General features: G+C 64.2%; 18 protein-coding genes. 10 read left to right on the forward strand and 8 right to left on the reverse strand.

Features of this window, described 5'->3' with window-relative positions; translation table 11 throughout:
* Window positions 1-7 precede the first annotated feature (7 nt).
* From glpK to IVB41_RS14310, 7 genes are all read right to left on the reverse strand, one after another.
* Complete coding sequence (gene glpK, locus IVB41_RS14280; protein WP_247432022.1) at window positions 8-1,513, reverse strand: glycerol kinase GlpK; 1,506 nt, start codon at window positions 1,511-1,513, stop codon at window positions 8-10.
* Between the two features lie 250 nt (window positions 1,514-1,763).
* Window positions 1,764-2,537: an SDR family NAD(P)-dependent oxidoreductase gene (locus tag IVB41_RS14285; RefSeq protein WP_027570173.1), complete on the reverse strand. Its 774-nt coding sequence runs from the start codon at window positions 2,535-2,537 to the stop codon at window positions 1,764-1,766.
* Window positions 2,538-2,664: 127 nt separating this feature from the next.
* On the reverse strand, window positions 2,665-3,807 hold the full coding sequence (gene pimD / locus IVB41_RS14290; protein ID WP_247432025.1) for a pimeloyl-CoA dehydrogenase small subunit: 1,143 nt from the start codon (window positions 3,805-3,807) through the stop codon (window positions 2,665-2,667).
* A 132-nt stretch (window positions 3,808-3,939) separates the two neighbouring features.
* A complete protein-coding gene (gene pimC / locus IVB41_RS14295) occupies window positions 3,940-5,130 on the reverse strand; it encodes a pimeloyl-CoA dehydrogenase large subunit (RefSeq protein WP_027570171.1) in 1,191 nt (396 codons plus the stop codon).
* A 155-nt stretch (window positions 5,131-5,285) separates the two neighbouring features.
* Complete coding sequence (locus IVB41_RS14300) at window positions 5,286-6,473, reverse strand: acetyl-CoA C-acyltransferase (RefSeq protein ID WP_247432028.1); 1,188 nt, start codon at window positions 6,471-6,473, stop codon at window positions 5,286-5,288.
* Window positions 6,470-8,164, reverse strand: coding sequence for a dicarboxylate--CoA ligase PimA (pimA, locus tag IVB41_RS14305; protein WP_247432033.1), 1,695 nt, complete (start codon window positions 8,162-8,164; stop codon window positions 6,470-6,472). The genes IVB41_RS14300 and pimA overlap by 4 nt, the downstream gene beginning before the upstream one ends.
* Before the next feature lie 193 nt (window positions 8,165-8,357).
* Complete coding sequence (locus IVB41_RS14310) at window positions 8,358-10,454, reverse strand: 3-hydroxyacyl-CoA dehydrogenase NAD-binding domain-containing protein (RefSeq protein WP_247432036.1); 2,097 nt, start codon at window positions 10,452-10,454, stop codon at window positions 8,358-8,360.
* A 128-nt stretch (window positions 10,455-10,582) separates the two neighbouring features.
* Here IVB41_RS14310 and IVB41_RS14315 point away from each other — a divergent pair, with 128 nt between their 5' ends.
* The 10 genes from IVB41_RS14315 to IVB41_RS14360 all read left to right on the forward strand — a co-directional run bounded on the left by IVB41_RS14315 (window position 10,583) and on the right by IVB41_RS14360 (window position 22,812).
* Entirely contained in the window at window positions 10,583-11,449 is an 867-nt protein-coding gene (locus IVB41_RS14315; RefSeq protein WP_007599713.1) for an IclR family transcriptional regulator, read from the forward strand.
* Window positions 11,450-11,515: 66 nt separating this feature from the next.
* Entirely contained in the window at window positions 11,516-12,313 is a 798-nt protein-coding gene (locus IVB41_RS14320) for an ABC transporter ATP-binding protein (protein ID WP_007599710.1), read from the forward strand.
* Window positions 12,310-13,023 carry an ABC transporter ATP-binding protein gene (locus IVB41_RS14325; RefSeq protein ID WP_007599709.1) on the forward strand — a complete coding sequence of 238 codons (714 nt, stop codon included), beginning with the start codon at window positions 12,310-12,312 and terminating at the stop codon, window positions 13,021-13,023. The genes IVB41_RS14320 and IVB41_RS14325 overlap by 4 nt, the downstream gene beginning before the upstream one ends.
* Window positions 13,024-13,035: 12 nt before the next feature.
* Complete coding sequence (locus IVB41_RS14330; protein WP_007599708.1) at window positions 13,036-13,914, forward strand: branched-chain amino acid ABC transporter permease; 879 nt, start codon at window positions 13,036-13,038, stop codon at window positions 13,912-13,914.
* A gap of 2 nt (window positions 13,915-13,916) precedes the next feature.
* Window positions 13,917-14,933, forward strand: a complete 1,017-nt coding sequence (locus IVB41_RS14335; RefSeq protein WP_026233593.1) for a branched-chain amino acid ABC transporter permease — start codon at window positions 13,917-13,919, stop codon at window positions 14,931-14,933.
* 31 nt (window positions 14,934-14,964) lie between these two features.
* On the forward strand, window positions 14,965-16,200 hold the full coding sequence (locus tag IVB41_RS14340; protein ID WP_027570167.1) for an ABC transporter substrate-binding protein: 1,236 nt from the start codon (window positions 14,965-14,967) through the stop codon (window positions 16,198-16,200).
* A 120-nt stretch (window positions 16,201-16,320) separates the two neighbouring features.
* Window positions 16,321-17,547, forward strand: coding sequence for an ABC transporter substrate-binding protein (locus tag IVB41_RS14345; RefSeq protein ID WP_247432039.1), 1,227 nt, complete (start codon window positions 16,321-16,323; stop codon window positions 17,545-17,547).
* Between the two features lie 239 nt (window positions 17,548-17,786).
* On the forward strand, window positions 17,787-19,016 hold the full coding sequence (locus tag IVB41_RS14350) for an ABC transporter substrate-binding protein (protein WP_247432042.1): 1,230 nt from the start codon (window positions 17,787-17,789) through the stop codon (window positions 19,014-19,016).
* A 193-nt stretch (window positions 19,017-19,209) separates the two neighbouring features.
* A complete protein-coding gene (locus IVB41_RS14355; RefSeq protein ID WP_247432046.1) occupies window positions 19,210-20,493 on the forward strand; it encodes a glycerate kinase in 1,284 nt (427 codons plus the stop codon).
* 222 nt (window positions 20,494-20,715) lie between these two features.
* Window positions 20,716-22,812 (forward strand): bifunctional diguanylate cyclase/phosphodiesterase, encoded by a 2,097-nt coding sequence (locus tag IVB41_RS14360; RefSeq protein WP_247432049.1) that lies wholly within the window; start codon window positions 20,716-20,718, stop codon window positions 22,810-22,812.
* Between the two features lie 57 nt (window positions 22,813-22,869).
* Here IVB41_RS14360 and IVB41_RS14365 read toward each other — a convergent pair whose 3' ends face one another.
* Entirely contained in the window at window positions 22,870-23,391 is a 522-nt protein-coding gene (locus IVB41_RS14365) for a MarR family winged helix-turn-helix transcriptional regulator (protein WP_027570162.1), read from the reverse strand.
* Window positions 23,392-23,489: the final 98 nt, after the last annotated feature.

The following is a 23,489-nucleotide window of genomic DNA, read 5'->3' on the forward strand; positions in this document are numbered from 1 at the left end:
GATCCTCCTAGCCCTCGCCCTCGTCGCTCGCGAGCACGCCCTTCACCGCCCTCGCCCAGCCCGCCAGCTTCCGCTCCCTTGTCGCCTGGCTCATGTTCGGCTTGAAGCGGTGCTCGAGGCGCCAGTTGTCGGCGAATTTGGTCGGCTCGGGATAGACGCCGGCCTGGAGGCCCGCGAGATAGGCGGCGCCCAGCGCCGTTGTCTCCTGGATCACCGGGCGATCGACCGGCGCGTCGAGCAGGTCGGCGAGGCGCTGCATGGTCCAGTCGGACGCGGTCATGCCGCCGTCGACGCGGAGCACGACGCTCGCGGTTTCCGAGCTCGGCCAGTCCGCGCGCATTGCGGCCCAAAGGTCGAACGTCTGGTAGCAGACACTTTCGAGCGCGGCGTGGGCGAGCTCGGCCGGGCCGGTGTTGCGGGTGAGACCGAACAGCGCGCCGCGGACGCGCGGATTCCAGTACGGCGCGCCCATGCCAACGAAGGCCGGCACCAGATAGACGCTCTGCATGGAGTCCGACTGATCAGCAAGAGGTCCGGTCTCGGCGGCGTGCTTGATGATGCCGAGGCCGTCGCGCAGCCACTGTACCGCGCTGCCCGCGACGAAGATCGAGCCTTCGAGCGCGTAGGTGCGTTTGCCACCGAGCTGGTAGGCGATGGTGGTGAGCAGCTTGTTCTTCGAGGCCACGGGCGTCGTGCCGGTGTTGAGCAGGGCGAAGCAGCCGGTGCCGTAGGTCGACTTCATCATGCCCGGGCGGAAGCAGGCCTGGCCGATGGTCGCGGCCTGCTGGTCGCCGGCGATGCCGCAGATCGCAATCGCGCCGCCGAACAGGTCCGGCGTGCTCTCGCCGAAACGGGCGGAGGAATCCTTCACCTCGGGCAGCATCGAGCGCGGCACGCCGATGATCTCCAGGAGTTCGTCGTCCCACTGGCCGGTGTGGATGTTGAACAGCAGCGTGCGCGAGGCGTTGGTGGCATCGGTGGCGTGCACCTTGCCGCCGGTGAGGCGCCACAGCAGATAGCAATCGACGGTGCCGAACATCAATTCGCCGCGCGCGGCGCGCGCCCGCGCGCCGGGGACATGGTCGAGAATCCAGGCGACCTTGGTGCCGGAGAAATAGGGATCAATGATCAGGCCGGTCTTCTGCGAGATCACGGGCTCGCGGCCGTCGGCTTTCAGTCTCGCGCAGATGTCGGCGGTGCGGCGGTCCTGCCAGACGATGGCGCGGTGCACGGCCTGCCCGGTGGCGCGGTCCCACACCACGGTGGTCTCGCGCTGGTTGGTGATCCCGATCGCGGCGATGTCCTTTGCGCTGATGCCGGCCTGCGCGATCGCGTCGCGGCAGACCGTCACGGTCGAGGTCCAGATGTCCTCGGGCTCGTGCTCGACCCAGCCCGAGGCGGGGAAATGCTGCGGAAACTCGGCCTGCGCCTTCGCCGCAATGGAAATGTCGCCGCGAAACACGATCGCGCGCGAGGAGGTGGTGCCCTGGTCGATGGCAAGGACGAAAGACATGGAAGCACCCTTGGGGTTTGCTGGTCGTTTTCTTGGCGTTGTCCCGGGAGGGATCATTGTGTCGCGCCAAAGGGAGCGGATTAGGGCGGGAAGGTCAAGAAGGGCTCAGCTGTCGTCCCGGCGAAGGCCGGGACCCATACCGCGTGATCCATCGATCGCGCACGATGCCGATCCAGCACGACCAGACTTCGTCAAACCACTCCCTGTGGTGATAGGTCCCGGCCTTCGCCGGGACGACGAGCTGAGAGACCTACGCCGCCGCCGTGGTCACGCCGCCGTCGATGACGATGGTCTGTCCGGTCATGAAGCTCGACGCGTCGGAGGCGAGGTAGGCCACTGCGCCCGCGATTTCGTCGGGTTCGCCGATGCGGCGAAGAGGTGTGGTGGCGGTGCGGCGTTTTAGATTCGCTTCGTCTTCCCACAGCGCGCGGGCGAAGTCGGTCTTGATCAGGCCGGGCGCGATGCAGTTGACGCGGACGCCTTTCGGGCCCCATTCGCCGGCGAGCGAACGACACAGCGCGAAGTCGGCGGCCTTGGAGATGCCGTAGGCGCCGATCACGGTCGAACCGCGCAAGCCCCCGATCGAGGAGATGATGACAACGGAGCCGTTGCCGCGCTCGGCCATCTGCGGAATCGCCAGCGCGGAGAGCCAGATGTTGCTCTTGACGTTGCTGCCCATGATCTTGTCGAAGGCCTCGTCGGTGATGTCGAGCAGCGGGCCGTAATACGGGTTGACCGCGGCATTGCAGACGAGGATGTCGATCTTGCCGTAATGCTTGGTCGCACCCGCGATCAGCGCCTCGACCTCTTGCTTGCGCGCGATATTGCAGGGGATGACGGTGGCGTCACCACCCGCCGCCTTGATGCCGTCGGCGACCTCCTGGCAGGCATCAGCCTTGCGCGAGGAGACCACCACTTTGGCGCCGAGCTTAGCGAGCAGCTCGGCGGAGGAGCGGCCGATGCCGCGGCTGGAGCCGGTGACCACGGCGACTTTGCCGGTGAGATCGAACGGGGTGTTTTTCATTGTTGTTGGGCTCCGTTGATTCCGTTGACTGCGTCATTGCGAGCGAAGCGAAGCAATCCAGGATCTTTCGGCGGAGAAAGTCTGGATTGCTTCGTCGCTACGCTCCTCGCAATGACGGCGGTGGCGACTAGATCAACCCGCCACCATCCGCCACGCGGCGCTGGTGATAGTCGGTGTCACCAAAGCTGTTCTCGATCATGGTCAGGCGCTTGAAGTAGTGGCCGATCTTCGCCTCCATGGTCATGCCGATGCCGCCGTGGAGCTGGATCGCCTGCTGTCCGACGAACTTCAGCGACTTGCCGATCTGCACCTTGGCCGCGGCAACGGCGTTGCTGCGCTCCTTGGCGTCCTCGAAATCAGCAGCCATGGTCGCGAACATCGACATCGATCGCGCCTGCTCGGCGGCGACGAACATGTCGGAGGCGCGGTGCTGGAGGCTCTGGAACGAACCGATCGCGACACCGAACTGCTTGCGCGTCTTGATGTACTCGACTGTTGTCTTCAGAGACTCGTCCATCAGGCCGACCGCTTCGGCGCAGAGCGCGATGCGGGCTTCGTCGACGACACGCTCGATCAGCGCGAGCGAATCGTCGGGATTGCCGAGCACGGCATCGGCACCGATCTCGACGCCGGTGAAGGTGATGTCGGCGGCGTGCAGACCATCCTGGGTCGGGTACGATTTCTTGGCGACGCCCTTGGCGTTGGCCGGCACAAGGAACACGCCGATGCCGCTCTTGTCGCGGCGCTCGCCCCTGGTGCGCGCGGTCACGATCAGGGTATCTGCGTTCTCGCCGTTGAGCACGACGAACTTCTCGCCGTCGATGACCCAACCCTCGCCCTTCTTCTTCGCCGTCGTGGAGACGTCGAAGAGATCGTAGCGCGAGTTCTTCTCGAGCTGGGCAAAGGCGAGCGTCTTGCTGCCGTCGACGATGCCGGGCACATGCGCGGCCTTCTGCGCATCGCTGCCCGCATGGCGCAGGAAGCCGCCGCCGATCACGACGGTTGCGAGATAAGGCTCGAGCACCAGCGCCTTGCCGAGCGCTTCCATCACGATCATGGTCTCGACGCCGCCGCCGCCGAAGCCGCCATCGGCCTCCGCGAAGGGCAGACCGAGCAGGCCCTGCTCGGCGAGCTTGCCCCAGACGGTCCGGCTCCAGCCGCCCTTCTCCTTCATGTACTTCTTGCGGCTCTCGAAATCGTAGGAATCGGTCAAGAGGCCGTCGATGCTTTCCTTGAGAAGCCGCTGCTCCTCGTTCAGATCAAAATCCATATTCTTTGCTCTCCGGTATCGATGTCGTCATGCCCAGTTTTGTGCCGGGCATCCACGTTCTTTCGTGGCGCTAGGCGTGGATGGCCGGGTCAAGCCCGGCCATGACGGTGAGTGCGCGTTAATAGTGTACGATCACAGCCCCAGCACCGCCTTGGCGATGATGTTGCGCTGGATTTCGTTGGAGCCGCCGTAGATCGAGACCTTGCGGTTGTTGAAGTAGCTCGGCGCGATCTGGGCGGTCCAGTCCATGGCTTCGTTCGAGCCGTCGTCGCCGTGCACGTCGTAGGGCGCGGCGAACGGGCCGATCACTTCCATCAGCAGCTCGGTGGTGGTTTGCTGGATCTCGGAGCCCTTGATCTTCAGCACGGAGGACGCCGGATTGGGCTTGCCCTTGCCGTGCTTGCCTTCGTCGGCGACGACGCGGAGCTGCGTCAGCTCGAGCGCCTTGAGCTCGATCTCGCAGGCCGCGAGCTTGTCACGGAAGGCCGCGTCCTGGATGATCGGCTTGCCGCCGGATTCGACCTTACCGGCGAGATCTCGGATGCGGCGGAGCCGCTCCTTGGAGACGCCGACGCGGGCGATGCCGGTGCGCTCATTGCCGAGCAGGAATTTCGCGTAATCCCAGCCCTTGTTCTCCTCGCCGATCAGGTTCTCGTAGGGCACTTCGACGTCGTCGAAGAAGACCTCGTTGACCTCGGCGCCGCCGTCGATGGTCTGGATCGGGCGCACGGTGACGCCCTTCGACTTCATCGAGAACACGATGAAGGAGATGCCCATCTGCTTCTTGGCGGACGGGTCGGTGCGGCAGAGGCAGAAGATCATGTCGGCGTGCTGGGCGAGCGTCGTCCAGGTCTTCTGGCCGTTGATGATCCACTTGTCGCCCTTGCGCTCGGCCTTGGTCTTCAGCGAGGCGAGGTCGGAGCCGGAGCCGGGCTCGGAGAAGCCCTGGCACCACCAATCGTCGACATTGGCGATGCGGGGCAGATACTGCTTCTTCTGCTCTTCATTGCCGAAGGTGTAGATCACGGGACCGACCATACTGACGCCGAAGGCGAGCGGCTGCGGCGCCGGATAGGACTGCAGCTCTTCGTTGAAGATGTAGTGCTGCACGGAGGTCCAGCCGGTGCCGCCATATTGCTTGGGCCAGTGGCTGACGCCCCAGCCCTTCTTGTTGAGGATGCGCCACCACGTCACCATCTCGTCCTTCGAGAGGTGGCGGCCCTCGACCAGCTTGCGCCGCGTATCCGGCGGCACATTGTCGCGGAAGAATGACCGCACTTCCTCGCGAAACGCCTGCTCTTCTTTCGTGAATGCGAGATCCATCGGATCCTCCTGTGAATGTGTCGTCCCGGCGAAGGCCGGGACCCATAACCACCGGCCTTCGTTGTCCTGCGAAGGCCATTGTTGTTCGTGCGCCAAACTCCTGCTGCGGAGTATGGGTCCCGGCTTTCGCCGGGACGACGGCTACTGGACCAGAACTACTGCAACACCTCAAAAAGCCCCGCCGCGCCCATGCCGCCGCCGACGCACATGGTGACGACCGCATATTTCGCCTTGCGGCGGCGGCCTTCGATCAGAGCGTGGCCGGTGAGGCGCGCGCCCGACATGCCGTAGGGATGGCCCACCGCGATCGCGCCGCCGTCGACGTTGATCTTGTCGGGGTCGATGCCGAGCTTGTCGCGGCAATACAGCACCTGCACCGCGAAGGCTTCGTTCAGCTCCCACAGGCCGATGTCGTCGACGGTGAGGCCATGACGCTTGAGCAGGCGCGGCACCGCGAACACCGGGCCGATGCCCATCTCGTCCGGCTCGCAGCCGGCGGAGACGAAGCCGCGGAAGATGCCGAGCGGGTTCAGCCCGCGCTTCGCCGCTTCCTTGTCGCTCATGATCACGCTCGCGCTGGCGCCGTCAGAGAGCTGGCTGGCATTGCCGGCGGTGACCGAAAAGCCTTCACCGCGCACGGCCTTGAGGCCGGCGAGGCCTTCCGCGGTGGTCTCGGGGCGCGGGCCCTCGTCCTGCGAGAGCGTGACGTCCTTGAACGAGACTGCGCCGGTTGCCTTGTCGGTCACCGCCATCTTTGTGGTGATCGGCGCCAGCTCGTCCTTGAACTTGCCGCCTTGCTGGGCCGCGGCCGTGCGGCGCTGGCTCTCCAGCGAATATTCGTCCTGCTTCTCCCGGGAGATGCCGTAGCGCTTGGCCACGATTTCGGCGGTGTCGATCATGGGCATGTAGACCTCGCCCTTGATCTCGAGCAGCGCCGGGTCTTGCGCATGGAAGCCGTTCATCTTGTCGTTCTGCACCAGCGAGATGGACTCGCCGCCGCCGCCGACCGCGATCTCCACACCGTCAAAAATCACCGAACGTGCGGCGAGCGCGATCGCCTGCAGTCCCGAGGCGCATTGCCGGTCGATGGTGGTGCCGGCGACCGTGACGGGGAGACCGGCACGGAGCAGCGCCTTGCGCGCGATGTTGCCGCCGGTCGCGCCCTGCTGCAGGGCTGCGCCCATCACGACGTCCTCGATCTCCTTGGGGTCGACCTTGGCGCGCGCGACGGCCGCGCCGATGGCGTGGCCAAGCAGGGTCGCGCCCTCGGTAGCGTTGAGCGCGCCGCGATATGCCTTGCCGATCGGGGTGCGGGCGGTGGAAACGATGACGGCGTCGGTCAAGAGCGATCTCCTGATGCAAGTCGGGTGGCAAGTTGGGCGGATTGTGATGGTTTCTGCTGCTGGCGCAACTCATGGCGCGACAGCTTTCCGACCGGCGTGCGCGGCAGATCGTCGACGAATTCGACCTCCGCTGGCAATTCGTGCCTGCCGAGCTTGCCGGCGAGCTGCGCGCGCAGCTCGTCGAGCGAGAACGGCTTTGCGCCGGGCCTGAGCTTGATGAAGGCCTTTGCGGCCTCGCCGCGATACGAGTCGGGAATGCCGAGCACGATCACCTCGTGGACGCCTGACATGGTGTAGATCGCCTGCTCGATCATTTGCGGATAAACGTTGAAGCCGCCGGAGATGATCATGTCCTTCTTGCGGTCGACCAGGAAGAAATAGCCGTCGCTATCGACATAGCCGATGTCGCCGGTGACGAAGCGGCCGTCGACGAAGGCCTCCGCGGATCCCTCGGGCTTGTTCCAATAGCCCTTGGTGACGTTCGGGCCCTTGATGCGAATCTCGCCGACTTCGCCCGGCGGCAGCACCTTCGTGGGATCGTCCAGGGAAACGACGTCGAGCTCGATGCCGGGCAGCATCAGGCCGATCGAGCCGGGCTTATCGGGACCTGTAGGCGGATGGCCGGTGCCGGGCGAGCAGGTCTCGGTCATGCCCCAGCCGCTGCGGAGCTTCTTGCCGACTTTGCGCTCGAAGAAACTCGCGATCTCCACCGGCAGCGGCGCGCCCCCGGAGCCGATCGTCGCCAGCGAGGAAAAATCGCGCTTGTCGAGGTCGGGAAGGGCTGCGATCGCGATCCACATCGTCGGCACGCCGGGAAAGTAGGTTGCGCGCTTGATTTCGATGTCGCGCATCACCGCTTCGACGTCAAAACGCTGATGCAGCGAGATCAGATTGCCGCGCCTGAGCGAGGACAGCAGCACGACTGTGAGCGCATAGATGTGGAACAGCGGCAGCACGCAGATCACGCGCTCGACGACGTCGCCACGCGTCGCGCGCGACGGCTTGCCCCAGACGTCGTAGATCGACACGGCCGAGGTGAGATTGCCGTGGGTCAGCATCGCGCCTTTGGGCAAGCCGGTGGTGCCACCGGTATATTGCAGCAGCGCGACGTCGTCGGCGCTCACTTGCGGCCACTCTGCCGGCGCGGTGGCGCCCTCAACAAAGGCCTTGAAGGTGACGATGCGGGGATCGCTGGGGATCGCAGCCTGCGGCGTGCCGACCTTACCCCAATTATTGTCCTCGCAGACCACCAGGCGGTCGATCAGGCCCTTCTCCAGGAATTTCAGCGCGGTCGGCAGCAGCGCCGCGAGGTTGGACGTGACGAGCAGGCGCGAACCGGAATCGGTGACCTTGTGCGTCAGCGCGATCTCGCCGTCGAGCGGTGAGAGATGCGCGACCCGGGCGCCGGCTTTCAGCGCGCCGAAGAAATTGACGGGATGGTCCGGCGTATTGCCGAGGAACAGCGCGACCGAACTGTTCTTGCCATAGCCGGCGCGCAGGAAGGCGGCGGCTGCGCGCTCGGCCATCGCGGCGAGCTCGGTGTAGCTGATCGGACGATCGCGAAACTCGAGCGCGGTGCGCGCACCGTAGTCAGCGGCGGCTTTCGACAGCAGGTCAGGGAGCGTGCCCTTGACGATGGCGTCGTCCCAACGCACGCCCTCGGGATAAAACTGTTCGCCGGGATGGGTCATTGAAGGCCGTTACTTTGCAAACGTGAGGCGGGCACGGACAGACGGGCTCCCTTCCCACTTGTGGGGATGGGTTGGGGAAGGGGGTGGCCACAAACGCCTGCGCCCGGGGCTACCCCCTCCCTGACCCTCCCCCACAAGGGGGGAGGGAACGGAGAGAGCGTTGCCCGGGGCGAGACATCACAGCCACATAATATCACGCCGCTTTCGAGCCCGCCGCGAGCGACGCGAAGGTCTTGCCTTCGGCCGCGAGCTTCTTCAGCAGCGGCGCGGGCTCGAGGCTGGGATCGTTGGTCTCCTTGGCGTAAAAAGAGAGACGATCGGCAATGTGCTTGAGGCCGACGGTGTCGGCCCAGAACATCGGGCCGCCGCGGTAGATCGGCCAGCCATAGCCATAGAGCCAGACCACGTCGATGTCGGACGGGCGCGCGGCGATACCTTCCTCCAGGATCTTTGCGCCCTCGTTGATCATCGGATACATCATGCGCTCGAGGATATCGTCGTCACTGACGACGCGCTTCTTGCGGCCCATGCGCAGCAGCGTCTCATCGATCAGCTTCTCGACTTCGGGATCCGGCAGCGCCGAACGGGAGCCGGCTTCGTATTTGTAATAGCCCTTGCCGGTCTTCTGGCCGAAGCGCCCGGCTTCGCAGAGCGCGTCCGCGATCTCCGACTTGATGCCGCGGTCCTTGCGCGAGCGCCAGCCGATGTCGAGGCCGGCGAGGTCACCCATCGCGAACGGCCCCATCGGCATGCCGAACTTCGTCACGACGGCGTCGACCTGCTGCGGAAGCGCGCCTTCGAACAGCAGCTTCTCGGACTGCTTGCCGCGCTGGGCCAGCATGCGGTTGCCGACAAAGCCGTCGCAGACGCCGACCACGGCCGGCACCTTTGCGATTTTGCGCGCGATCGAGACCGCGGTCACAAGGGCATCCGGCGCGGTCTTGTCGGCGCGCACGATCTCGCACAATTTCATGACGTTGGCGGGCGAGAAGAAGTGCATGCCGAGCACGTCCTGCGGACGCTTGGTCGACTTCGCGATCTCGTCGATGTTCAGGTACGAGGTGTTGGAGGCGAGCACAGCGCCCGGCTTGACGTACTGGTCGAGCTTGCCGAACACTTCTTTCTTGACCGCCATGGTCTCGAACACGGCCTCGATCACCAGGTCAGCATCACCGACGTTCTCGATGCCGACGACGCCGTTGATCAGCGCCATGCGCTTGGCGGGCGCATCCGCCGGGATGCCACCACGCGCAGCGGTCGCTTCCCAGTTCTTCTGCATGATGCCCATGCCGCGCTTGAGCTGCTCCTCGCCGGTCTCGATCAGGGTGACGGGAACGCCGGCATTGGCAAAGGACATCGCGATGCCGCCGCCCATTGTGCCGGCGCCGAGGATGGCGACGCGGTTCACGGGCCGTGGCTTGGTCCCCTCAGGAACGCCGGCGATCTTGCTGGCCTCGCGCTCGGCGAAGAAGGCATAGCGCTGCGCCTTGGACTGATCGCTGGCGACGAGCTTCAGGAAACCTTCGCGCTCCTTCTTGAGGCCTTCGTCGAACGGCAGGTCGATGGCGTAGCCGACGGCGTCAGCCGCCGCGAACGGAGCTTCCAGACCGCGCGACTTCTTGGTCATGGCGGCGACCGCGTTGGTGAAGATCGAGCGATCGACCTTGGCCGCCGCGATCTTGGAGTCGTCGTCACGCAGACGGCGCAGCGGACGCTTTTCAGCCAGCAGCTTTCGTACGAAGGCTTCACCTCCGGCGGCCGGGCCCTCGACGATCTCCTCGATCAGGCCGTTCTTCAGAGCTTCCGCCGCACCGATCGGATCACCGCCGACGATCATCTTGACCGCGAGCTCCGGTCCGACTGCGCGCGGCAGGCGCTGGGTGCCGCCGGCGCCCGGCAGCAGGCCGAGCTTCACCTCGGGCAGGCCGAGCTTGGCTTCCTTCACCGCGACGCGGAAATGACAGGCGAGCGCGACCTCGAGGCCGCCACCGAGCGCGGTGCCGTGGATCGCGGCCACGACCGGCTTCGGTGAATTCTCGATCTCGGAAAGCACGTCGTTAAGGGCGGGCGGCTTCGGCGGCTTGCCGAATTCGGTGATGTCAGCGCCCGCAATGAAGGTGCGGCCGGCGCAGGTCAGCACGATGCCCTTGATGGCGGGATCGGCGATTGCGGCCTTGATGCACTCCAGAATTCCGCCGCGAACCGCGGCGCTCAGCGCGTTGACCGGAGGGCTGTCGACCGTGACGATCCCGACTTCGTCATGACGCTCAAGCTTGACCACTTCGCTCACGGTGTCCCTCCTTGGTGGGGTAACTTTTGTTCAATTTCGCACTGCGGAATTTAATTCCGCATCTTGACGGCAGGGTTATTTTGAAGCACGTGGCTTGTCAACGACTCCGCGCAAGAAGCAGATCTGGGATGAAGCGTACAGGAAAGAAGACCGCGACCGATCGGAATTTCGTCGTCGCGCTTTCCCGCGGACTAGACGTATTGCGCGCATTCCAGCCCAGCGACGGACTTCTTGGCAATCAGGAAATCGCGGCGCGTACCAACTTGCCCAAGCCGACCGTTTCGCGGCTGACCTATACCTTGACCAAGCTCGGCTATTTGACGCCGGTTCCCCGCTTCGAGAAATATCAGCTTGCGCCGGCCGCGATGGCGCTCGGCTACGCCGCCTTGTCCAATCTCGGCGTTCGGCATTTGTCCGAACCGTTCCGCGAGGAAATGATGCGCGCGACCGGCGGAGCCGTTGCCGTCGGCGGCCGCGACCGTCACAGCATGATCTATTTCGGGCAAAGCCGCGGCAGCGAGACGGTCGGCGTTCAACTTGACGTCGGCTCCCGCGTGCCGATTGCAACCAGCGCGATGGGCCGCGCCTATTTCTGGGCGCTCGAGGAGAACGATCGGGCGGAACTGTCTCGTGTCTTGCGCGAACATTACGGCAGCCGCTGGCCCAAGATGCGCGACGGGCTGGAACGTTCCGGCGAGACGGTCGCGAAATACGGATTTGCGATTTCGGTCGGCGACTGGCACGACGACATCGGCGCCGCCGGCGTCGCACTCAGGCTCAACGACGGAACCGGCCCCTACGCATTCAATTGCGGCGCGCCAGCATTCCGCTTCACGGAAGAGCGTTTGATCAACGACATTGGACCGCGTCTGCTTGCGATGGTAAGGAACATCGAAGCGGCACTTGGGGGTCTGATGCCGCATTCCAAAAAAGACGTCAGCAAAAAGCTGAAATCAGGAGGGAAAGTTGCGCGTGTGGCCGAGGGGATCAGATAGCCTTTGTTGTCATCGAGAGCGGTTCACATCGCTCCGTCGCTCACCGAACAGAGTGGGCGAGACGAGATGACGCAGGCACAGCTCGCGCAGGGGACATCGCCCCTGCTCGCGGTTCGCGACGTCAGCGTCGTGTTCGGCGGCATCGTCGCGCTCAACGGTGTGTCCTTTGACATGCACAAGGGCCAGATCCTCGGCTTGATCGGCCCTAACGGCGCCGGCAAGACCACGCTCTTCAACTGCCTCTCGCGGCTGTACCAGCCGTCGTCCGGCGACATTCTGATGGAGGGCGCGAGCATCCTGACGCGCCCGCCGCACCGGATCGCGGAGATCGGCATCGGCCGCACCTTCCAGAACGTGGCGCTGTTTCCGAATTTGTCGGTGATGGACAATGTCCGCGTCGGCACCCATGCCCGCACCTCCAGCGACATCATCAGCGACTCGCTGCGGCTGGCCTGGGTTCGCCGCAGCGAGAGCGACGTCAACAAGAAGGTGCACGAGATCCTCGCCTATCTCGACCTCGAGGATGTCGCCCACACCGTCGTGTCGGGCCTGCCGTTCGGCACGCAGAAGCGCGTCGAGCTGGCGCGCGCGCTCGCTGCCGATCCGAAGATCCTGCTGCTCGACGAGCCCGCCGGCGGCCTTAACCACGAGGAAGTCTACGTGCTCGGCGACCTCATCCGCCGCATCCGCGACGAACGCCACATGACCGTGCTGCTGGTCGAGCATCACATGGGCCTCGTGATGTCGATCGCCGACCACGTCGTCGCGCTGAATTTCGGCAAGAAGCTCGCGGAAGGCACGCCGGCCCAGGTGCAGGCGGATCCCGACGTCATCAAGGCCTATCTCGGGAGCAAGGACCAATGACGACGCTGCTCAACGTCAAGGACCTGCGCGCCTATTACGGCCAGGTCCAGGCGCTCCACGGCCTCTCCTTCTCGCTCAGCGAGGGATCGCTGACCACGCTGCTCGGGGCCAACGGCGCCGGCAAGACCACCACGCTGCGCGCGATCTGCAACATGGTGCGCTCGACCGGCGGCATCGAGTTCGACGGCAAGCCGCTGAACAACCGCTCCACCGAAAGCATCGTACGGTTCGGCATCGCCCATGTGCCGCAGGGCCGCGGCACCTTCACCACCATGACGGTGGAGGAAAACCTCCAGCTCGGCGCAATCACCCGCAAGGACAGCGCCGGCATCGTCTCCGACATCGAGCGCATGTATGCGCATTTCCCGGTGCTCAAGCAGCGGCATACCCAGCAGGCCGGCACGCTCTCGGGCGGCGAGCAGCAGATGCTCGCGGTCGCCCGCGCGCTGATGCTGCGGCCGCGGCTGATGCTGCTGGACGAGCCTTCGTTCGGCCTGGCGCCGCTGGTGGTGCGCGACCTGTTCGGCATCCTCGGCAAGATCAATCGCGAGGACAAGGTGTCGATCCTGGTGGTCGAGCAGAACGCCCAGCTCGCGCTCGAGCTCGCCGACCAGGCCTATGTGATCGAGACCGGACGCATCGTGATGTCGGGCAACGCCAAGGACATCGCGAACAACGAAGAAATCCGCAAATCCTATCTGGGTTACTGAGGAGCCGGCACGATGGAGCTGTTCACCAACCAAGTGCTGGCCGGCATCGCCACGGGCGCGATCTACGCCTGCATGGCGCTCGCCGTGGTCATGATCTACCAGGCGATCGACCATCTCAACTTCGCGCAGGGCGAGATGGCGATGTTCTCGACCTTCATCTCCTGGCAGCTGATGCAATGGGGCATTCCCTATTGGGCCGCCTTCGTGATCACGCTGGCATTGTCCTTCGTCGGCGGCATCGCGATCGAGCGCATCCTGTTCAAGCCGCTCGCCAAGGCGCCGGTGCTGACCAACGTCGCCGGCTTCATCGCGCTGTTCGCGATCATCAACTCCTCGGCCGGCCTGATCTGGGACTTCACCATCAAGCAGTATCCGACCCCGTTCGGCTCCTCGCCGTTCCTCGGCAGCCAGCTGATTTCGACCCACCAGGCCGGCATGATCGGCGTGACGGTGCTGCTGCTGCTCGGCCTCTACTTCTTCTTCCAGTACACCAAGATCGGCCTCGCCATGCGCGCGGCCGCCTCCGTGCCTGAATCGGCGCGGCTGGTCGGCATCAACACGAGCTGGATGATCGCGCTCGGCTGGGGCATGGCGTCCGCGATCGGTGCGATCGCCGGCATGCTGATCGCACCGGTCGTGTTCCTCGAGCCCAACATGATGGGCGGCGTGCTGATCTACGGCTTCGCCGCGGCGGTGCTCGGCGGACTGACGAGCCCGTTCGGCGCCGTGGTCGGCGGCTTCCTGGTCGGTGTCTTCGAAAACCTCGCCGGCACCTACATTCCCGGCGTCGGCAACGAGTTGAAGCTCCCGATCGCGCTCGCGCTGATCATTTCCGTCCTGGTCGTCAAACCCGCTGGCCTGTTCGGCCGGCAAATCGTCAAGCGAGTTTGATCATGAGCGCTGCAGAAGACGTCGTCACGGAAGCCCCGGCCGTCGAGGCGGTTCCGAAGCGGGCGATGACGCTGGGCACGGGCACCTCCCTGTTAGTGCTGGCGGTGCTGTTGATCGTGCCGGTGTTCGTCAAGAACTTCATCATCTTCCAGATGACGATGCTCCTGATCTACGGGCTCGCGGTGCTGGCCTTGAACATCCTGACGGGCGGCTCCGGCCAGTTCTCGCTCGGCCAGAGCGCCTTCTACGCCGTGGGCGCTTATACGTCGGCGGTGCTGATGGAGTACTTCAACGTCAACTATGCGCTGACAATTCCGATTTCCGCGGCGGTCTGCTTCGCATTCGGCTACCTGTTCGGCAAGCCGGCGCTGCGGCTATCGGGCGTCTATCTCGCGCTCGCGACCTTTGCGCTTGCCACCGCGATGCCGCAGCTGCTGAAGCTGAACTTCCTCGAGCACTGGACGGGCGGCGTGCAGGGCCTCGTCGTCACCAAGCCCGACGCGCCGTTCGGGCTGCCGATGTCGCAGGACACCTGGCTCTACTACTTCTCGCTCGCCGTCGTGCTCGCGATCTACATCTTCTCGGTAAACCTGCTGCGCTCCCGCTCGGGCCGTGCCTTCATGGCGATCCGCGACAACGAGATCGCGGCCTCCTCGATGGGCGTCAACGTCGCACTGTACAAGACGCTGGCCTTCGGCGTGTCCGCCGGCATCACCGGCGTTGCCGGCTCGCTTGGCGCCATCGCCGTGCAGTTCGTCGCGCCCGACAGCTACACGATCACGCTGGCGATCTCGCTGTTCCTCGGCATGGTCGTCGGTGGCGTCGGCTGGCTGCCCGGCTCGTTCGTCGGCGCAGCTTTCATCATCTTCGTGCCGAACATGGCGGAGGGCATCTCCAAGGGCCTCTCCGGCGCCGTATTCGGCGTACTCCTGTTCGCCGTCATCTACCTCGTGCCGCACGGCGCGAGGCAGATCGCGATCATGGGCCAGCAACTCGTCGGCCGGCTCAGAAAGAACTGACAACCCGTTGATTAAGCTAAGGAGACCCGAATTGTTTTTTGAAAGAACACTGCGAACCGCTGCGCTGGTGACGGCAACGGCGGTCATCACTCTCACCTCCGGCGCCGCATTTGCCCAGAAGAAATACGACACCGGCGCATCCGATACCGAGATCAAGATCGGCAACATCATGCCGTATAGCGGTCCGGCGTCGGCCTATGGCATCATCGGCAAGACCGAAGAAGCCTATTTCAAGATGATCAACGACAAGGGTGGCATCAACGGCCGCAAGATCAACTTCGTCACCTATGACGACGGCTATTCGCCGCCGAAGGCCGTCGAGCAGGTCCGCAAGCTGGTCGAGAGCGACGAAGTAATCGTCGTGTTCAACCCGCTCGGCACGCCCTCGAACAGCGCGATCCAGAAGTATTTGAACGCCAAGAAGATCCCGCAGCTGTTCGTCGCCACCGGCGCCACCAAGTGGAACGACCCGAAGAACTTCCCCTGGACCATGGGCTGGCAGCCCTCCTACCAGAGCGAAGCGCAGATCTACGCAAAATGGCTGTTGAAGGAGAAGCCGGACGCCAAGATCGCGATCCTTTATCAGAACGACGATTTCGGCAAAGACTACCTCAAGGGCACCAAGGACGGCCTAGGCGCCAAGGGCGCGTCCATGATCATCATGGAAGAGAGCTACGAGGTGTCGGAGCCCTCGATCGACGGTCACATCGTCAAGATCAAGGCGGCCAATCCCGACGTCCTGCTGATTTACGCGACACCGAAGTTCGCGGCCCAGACCATCAAGAAGACCGCCGAGCTGAGCTGGAAGCCGCTGCAGATCCTCACCAACGTGTCGATCTCGGTCGGCAGCGTGATGAAGCCGGCCGGCTTCGAGGCCTCGCAGGGCGTGTTGTCGGCAGCCTATGCCAAGGACTCCACGGACCCGCAGTGGGCCAACGACCCCGGCATGAAGAAGTGGAACGAGTTCGTCGACAAGTACATGCCGGGTGCCGACAAGTCCGACACCAGCATGGTCTATGGCTACGGCGCGGCGTCGACGCTGACCAAGGTCCTGGAAATGTGCGGCGACGATCTGACCCGGGCCAACATCATGAAGCAGGCGGCCTCGTTGAAGGATTTTGCACCGGACACCCTGCTGCCCGGCGTCAAGATCAACACCGGGCCCACCGACTTCGCCCCGATCGCCCAGCTCCAGATGCAGCGCTTCAAGGGCGAGAAGTGGGAACTCTTCGGCGAGATCATCAGCGGCGACATCGCCACCGAGTGACACTCTGACGCTATAGTCCGACACGTCGAGAAGCCCCCGCGAACGATCGCGGGGGCTTTTTGTTGACGTCCCGCATCATTCTTGTTCAATGCGGCGGCGATCCGTTCCGGGTGGAGAAAGATGACTGCCGTTCGATTTCAGGTTGCGGGCGTTCTGGCCGCATTCGCGTTGTGCACTGCGATGGGCAACCCGGCCCTGGCGCAAAAGAAATACGACAGCGGCGCTTCCGATACGGAGATCAAGATCGGCAACATCATGCCCTATAGCGGCCCGGCCTCCGCCTATGCGGCGATCGGCAAGGCCGAGGAAGCCTATTTCAACAAGATCAATGCCGAGGGCGGCATCGGCGGCCGCAAGATCAAGTTCATCTCCTACGACGACGGCTATTCGCCGCCGAAGACGGTGGAGCAGGCCCGCAAGCTGGTCGAGAGCGACGGGGTGCTGCTGATCTTCGGCTCGCTCGGCACCTCCACCAACGGCGCCATTCGCAAATACATGAACGAGAAGAAGGTGCCGCAATTGTTCGTGGCGAGCGGCGCTTCGAAGTGGAACGATCCGAAGCAATATCCCTGGACCATGGGCTGGCAGCCGAGCTACGCCAGCGAGGCGCGCATCTACGCCAAGTACATCATGAAGGAGAAGCCGGACGGCAAGATCGGCGTGCTCTATCAGAACGACGATTTCGGCAAGGACTATCTGAAAGGACTGACGGACGGCCTTGGGCCCAAGGCCTCGATGATCGTGCTGGAAGACAGCTACGACACGTCGGAGCCGGCAATCGACGAGCACGTCGTAAAATTGAAGGCCGCCGGCGCCGACATCTTCGTCAGCATCACCACGCCGAAATTTGCCGCACAGGCAATCAAGAAGGCGGCCGAGATCAACTGGCATCCGGTCCACATCATCTCCAACGTCTCGGCCTCGGTCGGCGGCGTGCTCGAGCCGGCGGGGCTCGAGATCTCGCAAGGGATCCTGTCGGCGAGCTACACCAAGGACGGCTCCGACCCGCAATGGAATGCCGACGGCGGCATGAAGAAGTTCTACAACTTCCTCGCCAAATACGATCCCAAGGCCAACAAGCTGGATGCCGGCGTGGTGTTCGGCTATGCCGCCGCGCAGACCATGGTGAAGGTGCTGCAAATGTGCGGCGACGATCTCACCCGCGACAACGTCATGAAGCAGGCCGCTTCCTTGAAGGATTTCGAGCCCGACACCCTGTTGCCCGGCATCAAGATCAACACCGCAGCCGATAATTTCGCCCCGATCGAGCAGCTCCAGATGATGCGGTTCAAGGGCCGGAAATGGGAGCTGTTCGGGGACGTCATCTCGAGCGAGCTCGGCCACTGAAGCCGCGCAACTCAAACTCGCTCCTGATCGGTTCGTCAACTCAGACGGATGCACCTTCTCGCAGTCGCACACGCGCGCGCGGGCGCCCCTGACTACTAAAGAAGCAGCCCCTGCGACCCCGCCGCAGGGGCTTTCTGTTGTAGGCATCAGGTAAATCGTATTGAATTGCGGCTGCGTCACCAAGAACAGGCAACACAAGAAAAGGGACGCACACACACCAAGAAAATAGGGAGATAGGAATGCCCGCTGTCACCGGCAAACTTGCGGCCGCGTCACTGGCGCTCGCGCTCATTGCGGCCTCGGCCTCCACTGCATCGGCCCAGAAGAAATACGATACCGGCGCGACCGATACCGAGATCAAGGTCGGCAACATCATGCCCTACAGCGGACCGGCCTCCGCCTACGGCATCATCGGGCGGACGGAAGCCGCCTATTTCAAGAAGATCAACGACGAAGGCGGCATCAACGGCCGCAAGATCAACTTCATCAGCTACGACGACGCCTATTCGCCGCCGAAGACGGTGGAGCAGGCGCGCAAGCTGGTCGAGAGCGACGAGGTGCTGTTCATCTTCAACTCGCTCGGCACGCCGCCGAACTCGGCGATCCACAAATACATGAACTCGAAGAAGGTGCCGCAGCTCCTGGTGGCCACCGGCGCCACCAAGTGGAACGATCCGCAGAACTTCCCCTGGACCATGGGCTGGCAGCCCAACTACCAGAGCGAGACGCAGATCTATGCGAAATGGCTGCTCAAGAACAAGCCGGACGCCAAGATCGCCGTGCTGTTCCAGAACGACGATTACGGCAAGGATTATCTCAAAGGTCTGAAGGACGGCCTCGGCGCCAAGGCCGCGTCGATGATCGTCATGGAGGAGAGCTACGAGACCTCCGAGCCGACCATCGACAACCACATCGTCAAGCTGAAGTCGACCGGCGCCGACGTCTTCATGAACATCACGACGCCGAAATTCGCGGCGCAGGCGATCAAGAAGGTGGCCGAGATCGGCTGGAAGCCGCTGCACTTCCTCAACAACGTCTCGGCCTCCGTCGGCAGCGTGCTCAAGCCCGCCGGGTTCGAGAACTCGCAGGACATCATCTCCGCCGACTATCTGAAGGACATTTCGGATTCGACGTGGAACAGCGACCCCGGCATGAAGGACTTCGTCGCGTTCATGAACAAGTACTTTCCTGACGGCGACAAGCTCGATCACGGCACCATCGTCGGCTACGGCGTGGCGCAGACCCTGGTCCAGATCCTGAAGCAGTGCGGCGACGATCTCACCCGCGCGAACGTCATGAAACAGGCCGCCAGCCTGAAGGACTTCCGCACCGAAGTGCTGCTGCCGGGCGTGCAGATCAACACCTCGCCGACCGATTTCGCGCCGATCAGCCAGCTCCAGCTCGAGAAGTTCAAGGGCGAGAAGTGGGAACTGTTCGGCGACGTGATCAGCGCCGACGTCGGCGGCTAACCGGCTCGACCATACGACGACGAGAGCCCCCTGCGAGATGATCGCAGGGGTTTTTGCTTGCGCGCCGATTATGATCACGCGATTGCACAATCGAATGATGACAAAGCCGGCTTACGCTTTGGCGCATGATGCGGTAGGCAGGTGAGCGGCGCGTTTGCCGCCAGTCTTTCCTGCCCGCTCAAGGCCCTTCGTCATGACCGACCGACGCCCCCTGCTCCGCGCGCTCTACGACGCCGCCGTTGCCGCCGCTCATCCGAGCACGATACTGGCGCCGCACCTGCGGCCCGCGCCAAGGGGACGCGTAATCTGTCTCGCCGCCGGCAAGGGCGCGGCCGCGATGGCCGCCGCCGCCGAGCGGCATTATCTCGACACGCTCGGGCTCGCACCGGAGCGCCTCGTCGGCATCGCCACCACGCGTCACGGCTACGGCGTACCGACGCGCCGCATCCGCGTGGTCGAGGCCGGTCATCCTGTGCCTGACGAAGCCGGCCTGAAGGGCGCGGCCGATACGCTCGCGCTCGCAGCCGAGGCCGGGCCGGACGATTTGCTCCTGGTGCTGCTCACCGGCGGCGGCTCGGCGAACTGGATCGCGCCCGTCAACGGCATCAGCTTCGCGCAGAAGCAGGCGGTCAACAAGGCGCTGCTCCGCTCCGGCGCGCCGATCGGCGAGATGAATGTCGTGCGCAAGCATCTGTCGCGGATCAAGGGCGGGCGGCTGGCGCGCGCGGGCAAAAATGCCGCCGAGATCGTGACGCTTGCGATCTCCGACGTGCCGCATGACGATCCCTCCGCGATCGCCTCGGGTCCGACCGTGCCCGATCCGACCACGCTCAATGATGCGCGCGCCATCGTCGCCCGGTACAAGCTCGACATCGACGATGCCGTTCGCCGCGCGCTGGACGACCCCGCCAACGAGAGCTGCAAGCCGGGAGACGCCGCGTTCGCGCGCGCCCATTTCGAATTGATCGCACGTCCGAAGCAATCGCTCGACGCTGCGGTGAGGCTCGCGCATGAGGCCGGTTACGAGACGATCGATCTCGGTGCCGACCTTGAGGGCGAGGCCCGCGACGTTGCCGCCGATCACGCCAGGCTGGCGCTTCAGGCCCGCGCGCAGGGCAAGCGCGTCGCGATCCTCTCCGGCGGCGAGCTCACGGTCACCGTGCGGGGCAATGGCCGCGGCGGCCCGAACCAGGAATACGCGCTGGCGCTCGCCGCCCTCTTGAAGGACACGCCTGACATCTCCGCGCTCGCCGGCGACACCGACGGCGCCGATGGCGGTGCCGGCAATCCCACCGACCCCGCCGGCGCGCTGATCGATGCGGCGACGTTCGCGAAGATGGCGGCGCAGGGGCTGCAACCCCAGGTCTATCTCGACAACAACGATGCGACGACGTTCTTCGAGGCGACGGGCGACCTGCTGCTGCCGGGTCCCACGCTGACCAATGTCAACGACATCAGGGTAATCCTGGTCGACTGACACGGCGGCATCGCCATCCCGCCGGCGCGGCGCGCGGTTCGGGGCGACGGCATGGTTAACGATCTCTGAATTCTCGTCGGCGTCCTCTTTTCCAGGGGGCGGGCATCGCCGCCTTTAACCTCGCATTCGCCGCAGTTTCAGGAACATGTCCCGAAACTGGGCGTATTTTTGGGCTGATTCACCACCGCCTGCTCTAATCGCGTCGTCCCGGGGGCAACGCACATGGCGCAAAGTGATCAGGAGGTCGCAAGCATTGATCCGCTCGTGCTCGGCGAGCTGCTCAAGTGCGCCGCCAATAATCTGTGGCTTGGGATCATCCTCTTTGGCAGCGACCGCAGGGTCATTTTCTGCAATCCGCGCTACCGCGAGATGTACGCGCTCTCGCCCGAGCAGGTGCGCCCGGGAACGCCGATCAAGGACCTGATCCAGCATCGGCTCAAACTGGGCCTGAACATCGGCGGAGAAGCCGGCGCCTATGTCCGCGCCCGCACGGAAGGCTCGGTCGTCAGCGAGCAGACGGTCCAGCAGTTCGCCGACGGAAGAATCATCGCCTACACCATCCATCCCCTGCCCGACGGCGGCGGCATGGCGACGCACGAGGACATTACCGAGCGCGAAGAGCTCAGTGCGCGGCTGCAGGAGCGCAATTTTCAGTTCGACATTGCGATCAACAACATGTCGCAGGGACTTTGCTTCTTCAGCGCCGACCATCGGCTGCTCGTCTGCAACACGCACTATATCGAAATGTACGGCCTGCCGTCCGACCGCGTTCGTCCGGGCACGCCGCTCCAGGAGATCCTAGACCTGCGCTTCGAAGCCGGCAGCGTGCCGGCAATGACGCGGGAGGAATACGCCACATGGCGGACCGATGTCGCCACGTCGGCCGAGGCCATGGACAGCATCGTCGAGATGCGGAACGGGCGAACCTTCAAGATCAGGCACCGACCGATGCCCGATCTCGGATGGGTCGCGACGCACGAAGATATCACCGAGCAGCGCAAGGCGGAATTGCAGATCGCGCATATGGCGCACCACGACGCGCTGACGGACCTCGCCAATCGCGCCCTGCTCGGTCAGCGCCTCAAGCAGGCGCTCGAACAGGGCGGGATGTTCGCGATCCACCACATCGATCTCGACAAGTTCAAGGCCGTTAACGACACCATGGGCCACCAGGCCGGCGACATTCTGCTGCAGGATGTCAGCCGCCGCCTCAAACAGCTCGCGCGCGACAGCGATACGATCGCGCGCATGGGCGGCGATGAATTCGTCATCCTCCAGTCGCCGATTTCCGGTTCGAGCGAAGCGGACACGCTGGCGCGCGATGTTGTCAGCACCCTGAGTGCTCCGTTCGGGCTCGACGGACATCAGGCTATTGTGGGCGCGAGCATCGGGATCGCCATTGCGCCCGGTGACGGCTCAACGCCCGAGCAACTCCTGCACAATGCCGATCTGGCCCTGAATCGCGCGAAAAGCGACGGCCGCGGCATGCACTGCTTCTTCGAGCCGGCCATGGGCGAAGAGGCGCAAAGCCGTCGTGCACTGGAGCAGGACCTGCACAACGGCCTTGCCGCCGGCGAGTTCGAACTGCACTACCAGCCGGTCGTGAAGACCGACGGCGGCGAGATCAGCGGCTTCGAAGCCTTGATCCGTTGGCGACATCCAGGGCGCGGACTGGTCGCGCCGAACAGCTTTATCCCGCTTGCGGAAGAGATCGGCCTGATCGTGCCGATCGGCGAATGGGTGATCCGGCAGGCCTGTGCCACTGCAAGCCGATGGCCGGACCATCTGCACGTCGCCGTCAACATCTCGGCGGTGCAATTCCGCCAGCCGGGCCTGACAGAGGTGATCGTCGGCGCGCTCGCGGCCTCCGGCCTCGATCCGCGGCGGCTGGAAATCGAAATCACGGAAAGCGTTCTGCTGCAGGACAGGCATGGGACGCTGACGACGCTGCACCAGCTCCGGGCGCTGGGCATCAAGGTCGCCATGGACGATTTCGGCACCGGCTATTCGTCACTGACCTATCTGCAATGCTTCCCCTTCGACAAGATCAAGATCGACCGGTCTTTCGTCAGCGGCGTGGAAAACAATGCGGCCTCCCTCAGCATCGTGCGGGCGGTGGCGGCACTGGCGCGCGGGATGGGCATGACGACGACGGCGGAGGGCGTGGAGACCGAGGAGCAACGGGACCGGATCGCAGCGGAAGGCTGCACGGAAATGCAGGGCTATTTGTTCAGCCCGCCCTTGCCCGCCCTGGAAATCGAGCGCCGCTTCCTGTCCGCGGAAGCACCTGCCATGCCCGACCGGTTCGCCGCGGCGTAACCGCCGCCCCGCCCGCGTTTCCAGGTTCGATGCTCCGTCTTCGGAGCAATGAAAGCGTCAAAACTCGTTGGCGATCTTCGAGAGCATCCCGAGCAGGGCTTCGCGGTTGGATGGCCCGAGCAGCTCGTTCAGCCGCGCCTCGTGCTTGGTGGCGACGAGCTTCTTGGCGCGGGCCAGCACGGCCTTGCCCTTGTCAGTCAGCACCAGGATGTGCGAGCGGCGGTCGTTGGTGGAGCGGATCCGCGCGCAAAGGTCGCGGCTCTCGAGATTGTCGAGCATGGCCACGAAATTCGGACGCAGGATGCCGAGGGTGGAGGCGATCTCGGTCTGGTTACGGCCGGGGTTTTTCTCGACCAGCAACAGCACGGAAAACTGCGCCGGCGTGAGCTGGAGCGAGGCCATGCAGCGCAGGAAGTTCTCGAACACCTTGAGCTGTGCCCGCTTCAGGACATAGCCGAGCTGCTCCGAGAGCTCGCCGAGCTGGAGGGCTTCGCCAGGCCCGTCGGCCGCATCCTTGCGGCCCTTGGCGGTCTCGGCGGGTTTTTCAGAGGACTTTTCAGCGCTTTTGGAAACGGTCATCGCCTCATGCTCGCAATCCCGTTAAGTTCGGGAGGATCGTTCGCCACCCTTGATGTTATATTTGATAATTGTTATGGACCATATCAAATACCGTCAGC

The organism is Bradyrhizobium sp. 44, from assembly GCF_023073095.1.
In the GTDB taxonomy this organism is placed as follows: Bacteria; Pseudomonadota; Alphaproteobacteria; order Rhizobiales; family Xanthobacteraceae; genus Bradyrhizobium.